Annotated in this window: 16 protein-coding genes; 8 read left to right on the top strand and 8 right to left on the bottom strand. The window is 51.1% G+C overall.

The genetic code is table 11. The features are described from left to right. Window positions 1-6: 6 nt before the first annotated feature. From KNP75_RS01760 to KNP75_RS01750, 3 genes are all read left to right on the top strand, one after another. Complete coding sequence (locus KNP75_RS01760) at window positions 7-588, top strand: YdhK family protein (RefSeq protein WP_029594721.1); 582 nt, start codon at window positions 7-9, stop codon at window positions 586-588. Between the two features lie 436 nt (window positions 589-1,024). Further along, entirely contained in the window at window positions 1,025-1,741 is a 717-nt protein-coding gene (locus tag KNP75_RS01755) for a peptidoglycan DD-metalloendopeptidase family protein (RefSeq protein ID WP_029594720.1), read from the top strand. A gap of 204 nt (window positions 1,742-1,945) precedes the next feature. Beyond that, complete coding sequence (locus KNP75_RS01750; RefSeq protein WP_215189490.1) at window positions 1,946-3,121, top strand: sensor histidine kinase; 1,176 nt, start codon at window positions 1,946-1,948, stop codon at window positions 3,119-3,121. Window positions 3,122-3,151: 30 nt separating this feature from the next. Here the strand turns inward: KNP75_RS01750 and KNP75_RS01745 are convergent, their stop codons facing one another. Next, window positions 3,152-4,594 (bottom strand): carbon starvation CstA family protein, encoded by a 1,443-nt coding sequence (locus tag KNP75_RS01745; RefSeq protein ID WP_215189488.1) that lies wholly within the window; start codon window positions 4,592-4,594, stop codon window positions 3,152-3,154. 246 nt (window positions 4,595-4,840) lie between these two features. On the opposite strand from KNP75_RS01745, the gene KNP75_RS01740 reads away from it, so the two are divergent. Next, on the top strand, window positions 4,841-4,987 hold the full coding sequence (locus KNP75_RS01740; RefSeq protein WP_200881506.1) for a hypothetical protein: 147 nt from the start codon (window positions 4,841-4,843) through the stop codon (window positions 4,985-4,987). Window positions 4,988-5,036: 49 nt separating this feature from the next. Further along, window positions 5,037-5,189: a hypothetical protein gene (locus tag KNP75_RS01735; protein WP_198662218.1), complete on the top strand. Its 153-nt coding sequence runs from the start codon at window positions 5,037-5,039 to the stop codon at window positions 5,187-5,189. An 11-nt stretch (window positions 5,190-5,200) separates the two neighbouring features. On the opposite strand, the gene KNP75_RS01730 is transcribed toward KNP75_RS01735, so the two are convergent. Genes KNP75_RS01730 through KNP75_RS01710 form a run of 5 tightly spaced genes read right to left on the bottom strand, consistent with a single transcriptional unit; the run spans window position 5,201 to window position 10,673 of the window. Further along, on the bottom strand, window positions 5,201-6,814 hold the full coding sequence (locus KNP75_RS01730; RefSeq protein WP_215189486.1) for an alpha,alpha-phosphotrehalase: 1,614 nt from the start codon (window positions 6,812-6,814) through the stop codon (window positions 5,201-5,203). A gap of 56 nt (window positions 6,815-6,870) precedes the next feature. Next, complete coding sequence (gene pgmB / locus KNP75_RS01725) at window positions 6,871-7,521, bottom strand: beta-phosphoglucomutase (protein WP_034779166.1); 651 nt, start codon at window positions 7,519-7,521, stop codon at window positions 6,871-6,873. An 11-nt stretch (window positions 7,522-7,532) separates the two neighbouring features. Continuing rightward, a complete protein-coding gene (locus KNP75_RS01720) occupies window positions 7,533-8,357 on the bottom strand; it encodes a carbohydrate ABC transporter permease (RefSeq protein WP_084592872.1) in 825 nt (274 codons plus the stop codon). A gap of 12 nt (window positions 8,358-8,369) precedes the next feature. After that, window positions 8,370-9,335 carry a carbohydrate ABC transporter permease gene (locus KNP75_RS01715; protein ID WP_034779170.1) on the bottom strand — a complete coding sequence of 322 codons (966 nt, stop codon included), beginning with the start codon at window positions 9,333-9,335 and terminating at the stop codon, window positions 8,370-8,372. 60 nt (window positions 9,336-9,395) lie between these two features. Then, a complete protein-coding gene (locus tag KNP75_RS01710) occupies window positions 9,396-10,673 on the bottom strand; it encodes an ABC transporter substrate-binding protein (protein WP_034779172.1) in 1,278 nt (425 codons plus the stop codon). 230 nt (window positions 10,674-10,903) lie between these two features. Here KNP75_RS01710 and KNP75_RS01705 point away from each other — a divergent pair, with 230 nt between their 5' ends. Then, window positions 10,904-11,920: a LacI family DNA-binding transcriptional regulator gene (locus tag KNP75_RS01705; protein ID WP_034779173.1), complete on the top strand. Its 1,017-nt coding sequence runs from the start codon at window positions 10,904-10,906 to the stop codon at window positions 11,918-11,920. Here KNP75_RS01705 and KNP75_RS01700 read toward each other — a convergent pair whose 3' ends face one another. Beyond that, on the bottom strand, window positions 11,921-12,634 hold the full coding sequence (locus KNP75_RS01700; protein ID WP_215189484.1) for a DUF1189 domain-containing protein: 714 nt from the start codon (window positions 12,632-12,634) through the stop codon (window positions 11,921-11,923). A 171-nt stretch (window positions 12,635-12,805) separates the two neighbouring features. On the opposite strand from KNP75_RS01700, the gene KNP75_RS01695 reads away from it, so the two are divergent. Both KNP75_RS01695 and KNP75_RS01690 read left to right on the top strand, forming a co-directional pair. Continuing rightward, the gene (locus KNP75_RS01695; protein WP_215190376.1) at window positions 12,806-15,145 is read left to right on the top strand and encodes a glycoside hydrolase family 65 protein; all 2,340 of its coding nucleotides are present in this window, start codon (window positions 12,806-12,808) and stop codon (window positions 15,143-15,145) included. Then, a complete protein-coding gene (locus KNP75_RS01690; protein WP_215189482.1) occupies window positions 15,142-16,419 on the top strand; it encodes a glycoside hydrolase family 32 protein in 1,278 nt (425 codons plus the stop codon). Before KNP75_RS01695 ends, KNP75_RS01690 begins: the two co-directional genes overlap by 4 nt. Before the next feature lie 35 nt (window positions 16,420-16,454). Here KNP75_RS01690 and KNP75_RS01685 read toward each other — a convergent pair whose 3' ends face one another. Continuing rightward, window positions 16,455-17,144 carry a glycerophosphodiester phosphodiesterase gene (locus KNP75_RS01685; protein ID WP_034779180.1) on the bottom strand — a complete coding sequence of 230 codons (690 nt, stop codon included), beginning with the start codon at window positions 17,142-17,144 and terminating at the stop codon, window positions 16,455-16,457. Between the last annotated feature and the right edge of the window lies 1 nt (window position 17,145).

The following is a 17,145-nucleotide window of genomic DNA, read 5'->3' as shown; positions in this document are numbered from 1 at the left end:
ATAGGAATGAAGATAAACAAAAAACTTGGAATGATGACGATGGCACTCTCACTGAGCGGTTTGCTCGTTGCTTGCGGCGAAGATGAAACGACGAACAATGACACGAACATGAATGACCAGATGGAAGAGACGATGGACGGAAACGACCATTCAGGAATGGATATGTCCGGGTCTGGTGACGTCCCCGAAGGCTTGAAGTCAGCGGAGAACCCGACGTTCGCGGTCGGTGACACGGCCATCATCACAGAAGCCCATATGCCAGGTATGGAAGGAGCCGAAGCGACGATTGTCGGTGCTTACGACACGGTCGTATACAGCATCTCGTATGATCCGACGCATGGGGGTGAACGTATCGAAGACCATAAATGGATTATCCATGAAGAAGTCAAAAACGCCACGACCGAACCATATGAGGTCGGCGATGAGATCGATGTCGAGGCTGAACATATGGAAGGAATGGGCGGCACGACGGCAACCGTCGATTCGGCTGAAAAGACGACCGTCTATATGGTCGACTTCACGTTAGAATCAGGTGAAGAAGTGACCAATCATAAATGGGTCACCGAGGAAGAACTGTCGGCACCATAATCGAAATATTCATCTGAACGTGATCACGCCTTCTCCGTAAGGGCAGACACGCTAAACCGGGGCGCATGCCTCGGTTTTTCTTATGTATAGAGGAAGCACTTCAAGGAAAGGACTGACAAAAGCGGCTGATTCTCATCGGTCTTTTTTATTTAGGCCAAACTAATTAAAATTACCCTGTTTTTCAAAAGCTAAACTATGAGAAATCGGAGTTTTTTTGAATATTAGGCATATATTCTTTTACCAACAAAACGTTGTATGTCTCAATTACGTTGGTACAACTCGACTTTTCCCACTACACTGTCGTTTTCATAACGATTATACTTTTTTGAAATATAAATGACATATTAGAATCTATTTTTTGATGGTAAAATTTTTTTGTAAGGTAATTATCATTGTTCTGTCGCATTGTTACATAATTGAAAGGATTTACCATACTATGAAAAAACAACTGATGACGATTACATTAGGCGCCCTTCTTGTTTCCGGCTTGACACTTCCCGCTTCGACACCGGTAGAGGCAGCTACATCGTATAAAGTCAAAGTCACGACGAATGTCCTGAACGTGCGGAGCGGCCCATCGACGTCTTACCAAAAAGTCGGCAGTGCCAAACTCGGCCAAACGTTCACCTATCTCGGCGCGACCGGTTCATGGACGAAAATCAATTATAACGGCAGTACAAAATACGTCTCGAGTACATATGTAAAAAAATATAGCAGCACATCACTCCAAACGGCGACAGCGGGCAAGCTCCTCATGCCGACAAAAGGTACGTTGACGCAAGGGTACGGCCCGGCGAGCGGAAAATATGGCTACACGTTCCATAACGGCATCGATTTGGCGGCCGCCAAAGGCACGACGGTTCAGTCGGCAGCATACGGCCAAGTCATCGTCGCCCGGAACTACGGCGCCTACGGCAACCACGTCATGGTTTCACACACGATCAACGGTCAAGCCTATACGACCGTCTACGCCCACTTGGACCGCTTGAACGTCGTCAAAGGACAGAAGGTCGCCAAGGGTGGGAAAATCGGTACGGTCGGCAACACCGGCAACTCGTTCGGGAACCATCTCCACTTCGAGGTCCATAAAAACAAATACGTCTATAGCAGCTCAACGGCTGCCAATAGCGTCAACCCATACACGTTCTTCTAAGCCTGACGCCTTCCTCGCATCCTCGAGGGAGGCGTTTTTTCCTAGAATCGAGACCGAATCGTCCAAGTGTCCCGATCATGACCGGTTTTTAGCTAGGCCCATGGGTGGTATAGGGAATTAAGCCGGAATATCGTATAATGAATGGGAATGCTACGCACTTACTTACTTTCATAATATAACCTTTGATGGAAAGGAGGTTCTCTCATGAATCGAAAGTCATTTTATCCGGCACGGCGAAATCATGGACGGTCCGCGAGCAGTCGATCCGTCGTGACGAAGCGCGCCCGCTCCCCTCACGCCTTCCCGATCGCCTCGCTCGTCGAAGAGGTGCAGGACGCCGTCTGCTATATCGACTTCACACGGAACCATCTGTATTCGAATGAACAGCTCCGCGTCATCTGTCCATCGATGGAGACCCGTCGCTTTCCAAGCATGGACGATATGACCCGTTTCTTTTATGAGACGTTCGAGCGGAACGGGGCCGACATGACCGATGTGACGTTGTTTTGGGACGAGCTGTTGACGAACCGGTTCGGCTGCTGCCCAAGCATGGAGGCGAAGTCGCTCCGGATCGGCGAGCGGACGATGCAACTCATTTCGAACTTCACGCACACCCCGCGTGGCGTGTTCATCATGTGGCGGGACGTCACCGACGCCATTCGGTTCGAGGAGCAGAAGGATGCTTTCCTCGCCGAGCTGTCCCACGAGTTCCGCTCGCCGCTCACAGCCATTAACGGCTATGCCGAACTGCTCATGTACCAGCATAGCGATAACGACAAGACGCATGGGATGTTGACGCTCGTCAAACGAGAAGCCGAACGGCTCGAGCGACTCGTCGACAACTTCCTCGACTATCAGCGGGTGAACTATTCCGAAGAGCTGTTATCGATGTCGACGTTCGCCTTGCGACCGGTGCTCGAGGACGTCGTCGCCCACTACAAGGCGACGTCTCCCCAGCACGACGTCATCTTGTCAGCCGACGACGTGACGATCGAGGCCGACGAGGAAAAACTGTTGCAGTTGCTTCACAACTTGATTGGCAACGCCATCAAGTACTCTCCGGACGGCGGCACGGTCTATGTCGAGATGACGACCGAGGGCGACACGTACGTCCTGTCGGTTCGGGATACGGGTATCGGCATCCCGAGCGACGCCATCCCGTACGTGTTCGACGAATACTACCGAGTCGACTCGGACGCCCACCGTCCGATCAAAGGGACCGGGCTCGGTCTCCGCATCTGCAAACGGATCGCCGAGGCACACGGTTGGGGCATTCACGCCGACTCGGTGTACGGAGAAGGGACGACGTTCTCCCTCTATCTGTATTCCCACAGCACAACGAGTACGACGCTACTCACGGAACAAGAGACAACCGACTAAAAAGGGTTTGGCCGAGGCCAAACCCTTTCGTCATGCTGCTTGATCGCTTGACATGTCGCACTCGAGCCCTTGTTCGCGCATCGCTTTCGCGTGGCGGAAGAACAAGCCGAACAGTGTGACCGTGCCGATTGTGGCCAAAATATACGGGAGCACCCCGTCCATCTTGAAGCCGATCGGAGCCGTCAAAATGTAGAACCAGACGACATACAACATGAACGTCCCGGGCAACAAGGCGATCCAGTAGTTCCGTCCTTTGATATACAAGTACGTCGCACCGACGAACAAAGCGATGACCGCCGTCGTCTGGTTGGCCCAGTTGAAGTATTGCCACAACAGACGGAAGTCGACTTTCGTCAAGATGAACGACAGGACGAAGAGCGGGAGCGCGATCCACAACCGTGACGTGAACTTCTTCTGGACGATGTTCAAGTAGTCGGCGATGATCATGCGGGCACTCCGGAACGCCGTGTCGCCCGACGTGATCGGCAAGACGATGACGCCGAGGATGGCGAGCGTGCCGCCGATGCTACCGAGCATGAGCGTCGCCACTTCTTGGACGACGAGCGCCGGCGTACCGGCATTGATCATGGCGAGCAGTTCACCCGGTTCGAAGATGGCCATGGCGGCAGCCGCCCAGATCATGGCGATGACCGCTTCGACGATCATCATGCCGTAAAAAATACTGCGACCGTTGCTCTCTTTCATCGTCGTCCGCGAGATGATCGGTGACTGCGTAGCATGGAAGCCTGACAGTGCCCCGCACGAGATCGTGAAGAAGATGAGCGGCCAGAGCGGCAAGCCGTCCGGATGCATGTTCGTCAACGTCATCTCCGGGATTTGATAGCCTTGCGTGAATAGACTGACGGCGATGCCGACGGCGCTCAACAACAGAAGCGCCCCGAAGAACGGGTAGATGCGGCCGATGATTTTATCGACCGGGAGCAGTGTCGCCAAGATGTAGTAGGCAAAGATGCCGAACGTGACGATGGCGAGCGTCGAGCCGGTGCCGTCGAACAAGTTGTTGATCATATTGGCCGGTGACGTGACGAACACGGTCCCAACTAAGAGCAGCAAGAGCAACGCGAAGCCGTTGACGACGTGGCGGAGCGACCGGCCGAGGAACTTCTCGGCGAGCTGCGGCAAGTGCGCCCCGTTGTTGCGAAGCGAGATCATCCCGGTCAAATAGTCATGCACCGCGCCGGCGAAAATCGAACCGAGCACGATCCAAAGGAACGCGACAGGGCCATACAAGGCACCCATGATCGGACCGAAGATCGGACCGACACCGGCGATGTTCAACAGCTGAATCATCGAGTTTCGCTTCGTCCCCATCGGCACGTAGTCGACGCCGTCCTGTGACGCATAGGCGGGCGTCGTCCGCTCTTCTTTGATACCGAACGTCTTCTCGACGTAACGGCCGTAGATGATATAACCGAGCAATAACAGTCCTAACGCTAAGAAAAATGTAACCATGGGATGGTCCTCCTATATATAAGTGATTTACGATTTCTTCATGTGAAATATATCACATGATTAATATAGCAGGGTCCTCGGCTGTTGAATAGATGATTTTGCTCACAATTTCACATGAAAATATAACTGTTCATCTTTTAGACAAACGTTGGCGTTGAGCCGTTTTTATGAAAACGCTTGCTTTTAGAATGAAATGATTCGAAACCGGGAACAGTCGAACAGAGAGAAGCAGAAAGGATGATTTTTGTGAAACGTCAACGTGGATTTTTAGCACTCCCGGTCGCCGTCGCCTTTGTCCTCATCTTCGGTCTGTTGTTCGATAACTGGTGGCTCGGACTCGGGGTCGGCATCGCGATGTTCTTCGCGTTCCAAGGGACGAAGAAGAAGGCTTGAAACTTTTTGAGGCGGCGCCCGTAGTTATTGGACAAAGGAGGCATTCTCCATGTCCAACAAACAGACGACCGGCAGCTACGCTTTTCCGCTCGCACTCGCAATCGGTATCTCGTTAGCCATCGCCCTCGACAACTACTTGATCGGGCTCGCGATTGGCGTCGGGATATATTTTGCTTTTAGTGATTCGCCGAAGAAAACATAACAAAGCCCGCTTCATCGAGCGGGCTTTGTCATGTATACCCGCGCCTCGTGCGGCAACAGTTGATTAGTGTCATTGATGAGGTTATGCAACACGAGGTCGTATCCCTCTGTCGTAATCGGAAGTGCATGGGAATCATCCGAATGATTCAGGACGATAACGAACCGTTCGTCCCCTAATGTACGTTCATACAGATGCAACGACTCGTCTTGCGGGAGCAAGTCTGTAAAGTCGCCATACACGAGTGCCTCATGCGATTTTCGCAGTTGAATCAGCTGTTGATAGTAACGGAAGACGGAATCTTCTCGCGCTAAGTCCGCCTCGACGTTCAGTTCGACATAGTTCGGGTTAACCGTCATCCATGGGGTGCCGTCTGTGAAACCGGATTCGGACTGGGCGTTCCACTGCATCGGTGTCCGGGAGTTATCACGGCTGAGCAGTTGCAGGCTCGCCAACACCTCTTTTGCCTCTCTTCCTTTACTTACTTCTTCCACATAACGATTCTTCATGGCGATATCTTGGTAATCGTCAATCGATTCGAACGTGACGCCGGTCATCCCGATCTCTTCCCCTTGATAAATGTACGGCATGCCCGGGAGTGTATGCGTGAGCGTGGCAAGTAGCTTGGCCGAGGCGACACGATGCTCCCCGTCATTCCCGTAACGCGTTACTTGCCGCGTGTGATCGTGGTTGTTCAAGAACTGCGAGTTCCAGCCCCGCCCTTTCAACCCTTCATACCAATCGCGTTGAATCGCTTTGAACCGCAACATATCCCATGTCGGCATTTCGTCGGCGATTTGGAAATGGAACAGTGTATCGAGTTCATGGCGAGCCTCGTCGACATAGAGTGCTCCTTCTGCTGGCGTCACGAATGGAATTTCACCAACTGTCATGCAGTCATAGTGCCGCAACACTTCCTCATGCATCTCTTGAAGGTACTCGTGGATGCCCGGATTATTCGCCAAGTAACTCAAGTCATATGGATTAGCGACATCCGACAAATCTTTCCGTTTCGCGAGCAAGTTGATGACGTCCATCCGGAACCCATCGATGCCTTGATCGAGCCAAAAGCGCATCATCTTATAAATCTCGTGTCGCAACTCCGCGTTTTCCCAGTTCAAATCCGGTTGTTCGACGGCGAATGAATGGTAATAATATTGCCCGCTCTCCGCATGATACTCCCAGCACGACGGCGCAAAGTACGAGCGCCAGTTGTTTGGTGCTTTTCCGTCTACAGGGTCATGCCAGATGTAATAGTCTCGTTTTGGTGAGTCGACCGATGCTTTCGCCTCTAAAAACCATGCATGCTGATCAGATGTATGATTGACGACGAGATCTAGAATGACCTTGAGCCCGATGGCGTGTGCTTCCTGAAGCAAAAGCTCGAAGTCCTTCATCGTGCCCGCCTTGTTCATGACTTGGTAGTAGTCGGCGATATCATAGCCGTTGTCTTTATCCGGTGAGACATAGAATGGGTTCAGCCACACGACGTCTGCCCCGAGTTCTTTGATGTACGGCAACTTTCGGCGCACCCCTTCTAAATCACCGTATCCATCCCCGTTCGTGTCGAGGAAACTACGCCAGTACACTTGATACACGACGGCCTCTTTCCACCATGTTCGCTTCATTCGATCTCCTCCTCATCAAAAATGCCTCGAGCATCACCACTCGAGGCTTTGTTTTTTTAAATCCGTGTCAAGACGTTGTCGAGCGTGAGACCGGTCGTGTCTGTGAAAACGAGATCGGCCTCGGTCAACACGGCCGGATCTCCGATGCCGACGGCAAACATCCCAGCCGCATGGATCGCTTCAACCCCCGCGACCGCATCTTCCACACCGACACAGTCCTTCGGCTCGACAGCTAGCGCTTCGGCTGCTTTCAAGAACACTTCTGGATGTGGTTTCGAGTCCACGACGGTTGCCGCATCGACGATATGATCAAACGCATGGAGCAAACCGAGTTGGCGTGTCACCATGTGAGCGTTCTTTGACGCCGACGCCATCCCAATCTTATAGCCTGCCTCTTTTAGTTCGCTTAAAAACGCCTCGACTCCTGGCAGAATATCATCGCTCGTAATCTTCGAGATGAGCGAGACATAATGTTCATTCTTTTTCGTAGCGAGTCGCTCCTTCTCTTCGGGTGAAAAATCGTTCTCTCGGCCTCCATGGCGAAGGATCCGTTCGAGCGATTCGGTCCGGCTGACGCCTTTGAGCGTCTCATTGAACTCACGGTCAAATGGGATGCCGAGGTCTTCGCCGAGTGCCTTCCAAGCCAAATAATGATATTCGGCACTATCGGTGATCACACCGTCTAAATCAAAAATAAAAGCTTTCATTGTAACTCTCCTTATTTGTCCCCACCGATTCGCAACCCTTGCATGAAGTACTTATTCAGTAGGATATACAAAATGATGATTGGAATGATACTGACGACTGAAGCCGCCATGATGTAGTTCCACTGTGTCGCGTTTTGACTTTGGAACGACTGTAGTCCGAGCGTAAGCGTGTATTTCTCGGGCGACGTGATGTAGAGGAGCGGTTTTAAGAACTCGTTCCAGAAGCCAAGGAATACGAAGACGGCTTGCGTCGCGACCGAGGCTTTCGCCATCGGGAAAACGATGCGCCAAAACGTCTGAAACCGGTTAAGGCCATCGACTTGTGCCGCTTCTTCGACTTCGCGCGGGAAGTTGATGAAGAACTGTCGCATCAAGAAGATGTACGCGAAGTTGATTGCCCCGGGAATAATCAAGGCAGAATACGTATCGAGAATCCCGAGCGAGCGCATAATCAAATAGTTCGGGATGAGCAAAATCTGTCCCGGTACCATCATGACTGCGAGAATCAAGAGGAATAAGTAGTTCCGTCCCGGGAACCGAAGCCGCGCGAGTGAATAACCCGCCATCGTGTTGAAGATGACGTTCACGATTGTCCCGACCGTCGCAATTAAAAACGAGTTTAGGATCCATCGCGGGAACAGTGGATCTTTCGTAAAGATATGTTCAAAATTGGCGAGTGTCGGGTTTTCCGGCCAAAGCGTCAGTCCCCCGGCCACAATCTCACTATACGGTTTGAACGATGCGAGCACTGCCCATAGGAATGGATACAGTGTGACGAGCGCGTAGGAAATGAGAATGACGTACATCACGATACGCGGCCATTTTTTCTTTTTCATATCCATTCCTCCTTAATAGTTGGATTCTTCCTTGTTCAACTTACGGGCAAGCATCGACACTGTGAAGATGATGACCGTCAAGATGATTGCGAGCGCTGACGCATAGCCCATCGTCCCAATCGTCTTGAACGCATATTGATAGATGATGAGCGAGAAGGTGAGCGTCGCATTGTTCGGTCCCCCGGTCCCTCCGGAGATGATATATGCCTGGTCGAACAACTGGAAGCAACCGATAATCCCCATCAATAAGACGTAGTTTGTGACCGGCGTCAAGTTCGGCACCGTGATCTTCATCAATTTCTGCCATGCGTTCGCCCCGTCAAGTGACGCCGCTTCATAGAGTGACGATGGAATATCTTGCAGTCCCGCCAAATAAATGGTCATGAAGAATGGGACCGTCGACCAGATGTTCATGACCATGATGGTCGTGAGCGCAAAGTCGGTCTCGTTGATGAAGTTGACGGGTGCCTCGAGAAACCCAAGGCTGACGAGGACGTTGTTGATTGGACCGTTCAAACTGAATAAGAACATAAAAATCATCGTGAGCGCCGAACTCGATGTGAGTGTCGGCAAAAAGTAAATCGTCCGGAACGTGTTTTGGAACCGAATCCCTGAATTAAGGACGGCAGCCATCAACAGGGCAATCGCCGTTTGAATCGGGACGACGAACAACGCATATCGGAACGTGTTCTTTAACGCTGTCCAGACCCGGTCATCGTTCCACGCGTTGACGTAGTTATCAAAGCCGACCCATTGGAAATCGATGCCGCCAAATAAATTGACGCGCGTAAACGACAAGAACAGCGAGTACGCAATCGGAAGTAACGTGAATGTCACTAAGATGATCAGCGTCGGCAACATGAACGTGATGCCCTGCATCGATTCACGACGGTTGCGCTCACTACCTTTTTTCTTTTTAGGCGGTGGTGCTTGCGATGCCGCATCCGTACGCCGATTGATTTCGAGCTGTGTGCCCATATGATCCTCCCTCTCCGAACACAACGAGGCTCGCGCGGTTACGCGAGCCCAATTGTTTCTTTATTGCAATTGCGTCTCGATGTCTTTATTCGCTGTCTCTTCTGCTTTTTTCATCGCTTCTTCAAGCGTCATGTCGCCTTTTAGAGCTGCCGGCAACAAGTTGTTGTATTCACGGGCAACGATTGAGAGGGAGTCCCCTTTTTGCCAAGGAGTCGCATACGCTCCAGCTGCAACGAACGGTGCTTTCAACTCATCGTCTTGAAGGTTAAGCTCTTCTGCAATTGATTTGAGTGACGGAAGGACGCCTGCCCCTTCAGACCAGATTTTCATACCATCTTTCGATGTTGCGTAATCAATGAACTCCCAACCCGCGGCTTTCTCTTCCGAATCGCTATTGAGTGAGTACGATACAGTGAACATCATTGAACCGCTATCGCCACCGATTGTCGGGACTTCTTTCGTTCCCATTTCGACATCCGGGAAGTTTTGCTGGATATGTGAAATCGCCCAGTTCCCTTCAATCATGATGGCAGCTTTTTCAGCCCCGAACGAGTCACCGGCCCAACCTTGACCAAGGTCAGCTGGACGTTGAACAAGTTTATCTTGGTAGGCATCCACAAGTGGCTGCAAGGCAGCAATTTGATCTTGTTGCGACAAGACCGCTTTCCCATCTCCATCGACGATATCTGTGCCACCTGACTGAAGTACGAACATATGACGCGCTAACTCAGATGATGTGATGGCTGGCGTCACACCAGATGGGAGCTCCCCCTGTAACTCTTTCAAGAACCCAGGAAGTTCTTCCATCTCCGTCGGAATATCGTCCGCTGTGAATCCGGCATCCTCAATCATCTTCTTGTTATAATAGAGACCGAGCGTTGAATAGTCTTTCGGTAGCCCGAACAACTGATCTTCTGATTTAAAAGCATTGATGGCCGGCTCATAAAAGTCGCCCAAATCTTTTTCAGTTTGGTCTACATATTGATCGAGTGGCTCGAGCACGCCTTGCTTCGAAAGTTCAGGGGCAAGAAAAGCATCGACATAAAAGACATCTGGTGCCGTTCCCCCGACAAGGTCAGTTTGAAGTTGTGTTTGATAATCGTTATACACTTTCTTCTTCACTTTGATGCCTGTCTCGTCCGTGAAAGCCGCTAGCAATTCATCGAACGCTTTGACTTCAGCGTCTGTCCCTTTCCACGTCCCGACCGTGATTTCTTTCCCTTCAAGCTCAGACGGGTCTGAAGCAACTTGCGCCTCCTCTTCTCCGCCGCACGCGGCAGTGAACACAAGACCTGATAGCATGAAAACAGATAATGGCTTTGATACTTTTTTATTCATGTGTAATTTCCTCCTTATGGATGATCAAACTCGAATTAAAGTAACCGCTTTCAACTCACAACCTGATTTTATACCCGAAACGTTTCGGAAATCAAGTGTTATTTTTAAACAGGCTTAAAACCCTTATTTTTAGAGGTTTACAGACATTACACTCTCCGTCTAGACTATAGATATCAAATCATAAATCGAACATTACCCATAACGTTTTCATAGAGAAGGAGTTTACCACCATGGCCACTTTGAAAGATGTCTCCAAAGCGTCAGGTTTTTCCGTCACGACCGTGTCCCGGGCGTTGAACGGGTATGACGATGTGAACAAAGAGACGCGGGACAAAATTATGAGCGTCGCGAAAGAGCTCGGCTACAGCCCAAACATCCTGGCCCGTAGCTTAGTTAAGAAACAATCGAAGACGATCGGTTTTCTCGTCACCGACTTAAAACGAGAGAGTGTGAAAGATAATTTTCTGTTCGAGACGCTCTGTGGCGTATCGGACGAGCTGTCCATGCTCGATTACGAGTTCGTCCTCCTCTCGACGACGACTTCTAAACAAAAAAATAAGACATACGGTCAGATGTGCGCCGAACGCCAGCTTGACGGTGTCGTCATCCAAGGGTTGAAACGCGATGATCCGTACTTGCTTGAAGCCATCGAGAGCACAGTTCCTTGCGTATTAGTCGACATTCCCGTCGAAGGTGTGAACACCGGATACGTGACTTCAAACCAACTCGAAAGCGCCAAGCAGGCCGTCCGCTATTTGATTCGACTCGGACACCGTCACATCGCCTTCATGAACGGTGCGGCCCACGCGTATGTCTCGACGGTCCGATATGACGCATATCGTCAAGTGCTTCAAGAGAACGGGATCGAGTTTCGTGACGATTACGTATTGAACGGTGATTTCGAAGAACTCGCCTCAAAAAGCGCGGCCTTGCCGTTTTTGCTGAACCATCCCGAGGTGACCGCGTTCTTCTGCGCTTCCGACGTGATGGCGCTCGGTGTCCTTCAGGCCACACGCGAACTCGGCTTGAATGTGCCGGAAGACCTGTCGATTATCGGGTTCGATAACATCTTATTGTCTCAATATGTGTCCCCGCCCCTCACCACTGTGGGCCAACAGCCGTATGAGATGGGCCGTAAGGCAGCTTCGATGGTCGTCCATATCGTCGAGGGACAAGACGTGCCGCACGAGGCGTTCGTCAATAACGAGCTGATTCTAAGAGAATCGGTCGCGAAAAATCGGCGATGATCATTCATCGCCGATTTTTCGTATCGTCATAAACGCAAAGATGCCGACGGCCGCCCAATATAGAACAGCTAGCATCGGCACGGTGACCGGCAATAAAGCGATGACCGTTCGCACTAACAGAGGTGCTGTGATGCCATAAGCCGTAATCGTCCACGCCTCTTTATAGCGAATCGGCACGAAGCGACGGAATCCGAGTCCTGCGAGCGCGAGGAAGGAAATGACGACGAGATGAATCAATACGTCTACCACGATCGCCCCATAAATGTAGAGCGGATAGAACCATTCCAAATCGTCGAGAATCCGTGCGACATCTCGTTCCGTTAATTCCGTCTCGCCTAAAAATTCGAGTAAGCTACTGTATTCCTTCAACTCAGTCGAGACACCGCTACGTTTGAATACCCAGCCCGAATCATCCAACAAGAGCGTCTGCAACGCATCCGTTTCACGTTCCTCTCCTACCATCACTGCCAAATCCAGCACTTCCATGTTGAATAGGAATGGCTCTTCGTATTGAATTCCGTCCTCTGTGACTGTAAACGCCGGCAAATTCGTTGGCGTTTCGTTTGATTGGTTCACCCACTTTAAACCAAATACGAACGCATTCGCCAACATCACCGCGATGATCACATAGAAGATTGACTTCCAGATTGATTGTTTTCTCCACGCTTGTACCTTTTCGAATTGAAACCCCAGACTAGCAATCACCTGCTCCATGTCAAACCTCTTTTCTAAAACGTTTCTGACCCCATTTAATCACGTTTTCGAAGCTAAGGAAAGAAATTAAAGGAAAATTGGTATTGAATATCCGAAACGTTTCGGATAGAATGGGGTCGAATCAAGAAAGCGCTTTATTATACAGGAGGTTACAAGGTGACGAATACACTGATGAACTATACGACTGGTACTGGAGAGTTAGAACATTGGCTCGTCTCAGAGGACGGGTTCCGCACAAAATGGCTCGGTAAAGGAGAAGCCGTCTTTTCACTTGGAAACGGCTATATGGGACTTCGTTCGGTTACGGAGGAACACTATGCCAACGAGCAACGAAATTTATTCGTCGCTGGAACATTCAATAAATTTGCTAATAACGAAGTGACGGAACTTCCGAACGCGGCGGATGTGTTGTGGATGGAGTTTACATTGAACGGGATTCGGTTTGACCTCACCCAAGGTACAATTCTCACGTATCGGCGTACACTCAACTTGAAACAGGCTGAACTGGTACGTGAAGTGACGTGGCAAAGTCCTGACGGTGACGTCTATGACCTCGTCTTCCGTCGTTTCGTGTCGATGGCCAACTTGCATGTCATTGCCCAACGCGTCACTGTCACACCAAAGCAAGAGAGCGTGTTGACGATGACATCCGGCATTAATGGACAAATGACCAACAGTGGCGTTCAACACTTTTTAGAAGGCGACAAACGTCTCTATGACGGCCGTTTCATGCAACAGCTCCAAACGACGACAGAATCCGGCATCGACTTTGCTTTCCATAGCGTCCACCGATTCAGTCAACATGAATTATTCGAACCGAAATCCATCATCAAGATGGACCGTCGCCAAATTTTCTTCGACTATTCAAACATCGTCATCCCGGCTAACGAGACGCTGACAATCGAGAAATACTCGACTGTTTTCACTTCTCGTGATCAAGAATTGCCAGTGGACACAACAGCAGAACTTGCAAACTATGCGTTGAGCGTGACGCGCGAAGTCGAAGCACGTGGCTATGACCGTTTGTTTATCGATCACGTCAATGCTTGGGACAATCTCGTCTGGTCGCACGCACCGATCACCATCGAATCAGAAGAAATGTTCGATCAGTTGGCCGTTCGGTTTGCCCAATATCATTTGGCAGTCATGACACCGAAACATGACAATCGGATGAACGTCGCGGCGAAAGGTTTATCAGGTGAAGGTTATAAAGGGCATACATTCTGGGACACAGAAATCTTTATCTTGCCTTACTACACGTACACAAACCCAAAAATCGCACGTAGTTTGCTCGAATATCGTTATCTCTCGTTGCCAGGAGCGCACCGAAAAGCGAAAGAGAACGGATATGAAGGCGCGATGTTCCCTTGGGAATCGGCATGGCTCGACGACGGTGAAGTGACACCGGTCTGGGGTGCAGCCGACATCGTGACCGGGGAAGCCACAAAAATATGGTCTGGCTTTATCGAGCAACATATCACGTCCGACATCGCGTTCGCGGCTTGGCAATACTATCATGTCACGGGTGACCAAGACTTCATGGACAGTTACGGCTATGAATTGCTCATCGATACGGCCAAGTTCTGGGCGAGCCGACTTGAGTGGGATGAAGCAGAGGGTCGTTATGAAATCAATCAAGTCGTCGGTCCCGATGAATATAAGGAACATGTCGACAACAACGCGTTCACGAACTATACGGCGCACTGGAACATCCAAACAGCGATTGAATACGTGGAACTGCTCCGCAATGAGAAACCAGAACTATACGAGCGGTTGAACGAAAAACTAGATCTTAGGACAGCCGACGAACGGTTCCGCCACGTCCTCGATTTGATTTACTTGCCACAAGTCCGTGAAGACGGTGTCTTGCCACAAGATGATACGTATTTGCAGAAAGAAATCATCGATTTGACGAAATACAAAAATCAAGAAAACGTCGGCTCGATGTTCTACGACTACAACCTTGAGCAAGTGAACGAGATTCAAGTATCGAAACAAGCAGACGTCATGATTTTGATGTACCTGCTCGAAGACTTGTTCCCAGCAGACGTCAAACGTGCCAACTGGGAGTACTATGAGCCGAAGACACTACATGACTCGTCGCTCTCTCTCTCAACACATAGCGTCCTCGCCTCTGATCTCGGCGATCAAGAACTCGCCTACGACTTGTTCCGTCGCGCATCTGAAATCGATCTCGGGCCGAACATGAAGACATCCGACGCAGGCATCCACGCAGCGTCGCTCGGTGGGATTTGGCAAGCGGTCGTCAACGGTTTCGGCGGCGTCCGGATGACAGGCGGAAACTTGCGCATCTCGCCAATGCTCCCGAAAGCATGGAACGCCCTCGCGTATTCGATCGATTGGAAAGGTGAGACGCTTGACGTTCACGCGTCACAAGAGCAAGTCACCATCACGCGTCGAACACCATCGACCGAACCGCTCATCATCGAAGTATATGGCGAACAACGAGAAATCACGGATACGTTCACAAGTGAAGTGTTGTCCGTATGAGCTATCGTCCCTGTTACCATTTCGCTCCGCCCTTCGGTTGGATGAACGACCCGAACGGACTCTGTCAGTTCAACGGTGTCTATCATTTGTTTTATCAGTATCATCCGTTCGGTGTGGAGTGGGACGATATGCACTGGGGACACGCCACATCGACCGACCTCCTTCATTGGGAACATAAACCGATTGCACTTCGGCCAGATCATGACTATGACCGCGACGGCGTCTTCTCCGGAAGCGCCTTAGTGAAAGATGGGGTACTTCATCTCTACTACACGGGCAACACATGGCTCGACGAGAAACGGGAGACATTGCGTCAAGTCCAGTGTCTCGCCACTTCCGCCGATGGAGTGACATTCGTGAAGTCCGCACAGAATCCTATCATCTCTGAAATCCCGCAACAGGGAAACGCCCATGTCCGGGACCCAAAGGTAGGGGAAGCGGACGGCCGTTTCTACATGGTACTCGGCACGCGTGACGCGACGGACGGGAAAGTCGTCTTGTATGGATCGGACGACGCCATCCATTGGTCCGAGCGTGGCGTCATTGCCGGAGAAACCGGACGCCACGGTTGGATGTGGGAATGCCCGGACGTCTTCTCGCTTGACGGTCAAGACGTATTGCTCCTATCACCCCAAGGAATGGAGCCAGACGGTGACCGGTATCATAACCTACATCAATGTGGGTATTTCGTGGGTACACTCGATCTCGAACTCCCGCATTTTACGCATGGTGCCTTCACTGAACTCGATTATGGTCATGACTTTTACGCGGCTCAAACGTTCCTCGACGAGCGCGGCCGGCGTATTTTAATCGGATGGAATGCGATGTGGGAATGCGAGTGGCCTGAACAAGCCGAGGGATGGACGAACCAGATGACGATTCCACGTGAAGTGTCGCTTCGGGATAATCGTTTATACATGACACCGATTGAAGAGATAATTTCGCTTCGACAACAAAGTCATGTGTTGGCTGGTCCGAAGTTTGAAGGAGATGCGTTCGAATTGTCCTTCGAGACGCAAAACGATTTTCAATTCGACTGTTTCGGGAACGCCGCTACTTTCTCGAAAACAGGCGATTGGCTCGAATTGACACGAGGCACAGATGTCCGCCGGCTACAGGCAACAGGCACGACGTTCCGGGTTTTCGTCGACGCGTCTTCTATGGAGGTATTCGTGAACGATGGCGAGTTCGTCTTCTCGAGCCGCGTCTATCCAACGTCTTCACGCACCCATCAACTACGTGGTGACTTAGAAGCAATCTTACACCGTTTTTAACCGACAACACCCGAGACACTGGTCTCGGGTGTTGTTTAATGACGCGACATCGATTGAAACCGCTCGACCTCGTCCGTCATGATGGCGTCGACACCAGTCATGTCCGGCAACTCGCTCGGGTCATTGATCGTGTAGAGACGAAGTGACCGATTTTGTTCGCGGAGCGTCATCCAGTCTCTTGTCCCCATAAACTCCGGCTGGGCGTGGACGGCCTCGGCTCCGACTCGTTCCACAAATTCAACCAGATTCGGATGCCCATCAGTTGTCAGGACGGCAATCCTCGCCTCGCGGGCGATATCCCGCAACCGGACGAGCGTGTCCGGGTTGAACGAGGAGAAAACGACGCGCTCTTCTAACTTGAACTCGGTGACGGCGAGCCACGTCAGATACTCGATCCCGTCATAGTCGAACCGGTCCGTCTTCAGCTCGATGTTGAGCGTGACGTCGGTCGGTTCGAGCAAGACGAGCACTTCCTCGAGTGTCGGGATTCGTTCCCCGCTCTCGGTCCGGAGCAAGCGGAGCTGCCGGAGCGTCATATCTTTGACGAAACCGCTGCCGTTCGTCGTCCGGTCGACCGTCTCGTCATGGATGACGACGAGGCGGCCGTCGCGCGTCAATTGGACGTCGAGCTCAATGCCGTCGACGTGAGGCAACGCCGCCTTGAACGCGCTTATTGTGTTCTCTGGATACTTGGCGCTATAGCCGCGGTGTCCGTAAATCAACATA

The organism is Exiguobacterium sp. s6, from assembly GCF_018618155.1.
Lineage (GTDB): Bacteria > Bacillota > Bacilli > Exiguobacteriales > Exiguobacteriaceae > Exiguobacterium > Exiguobacterium mexicanum_A.
The sequence above is the reverse complement of the archived record's forward strand: the minus strand, read 5'-3'. Positions and strand labels throughout refer to the sequence as shown.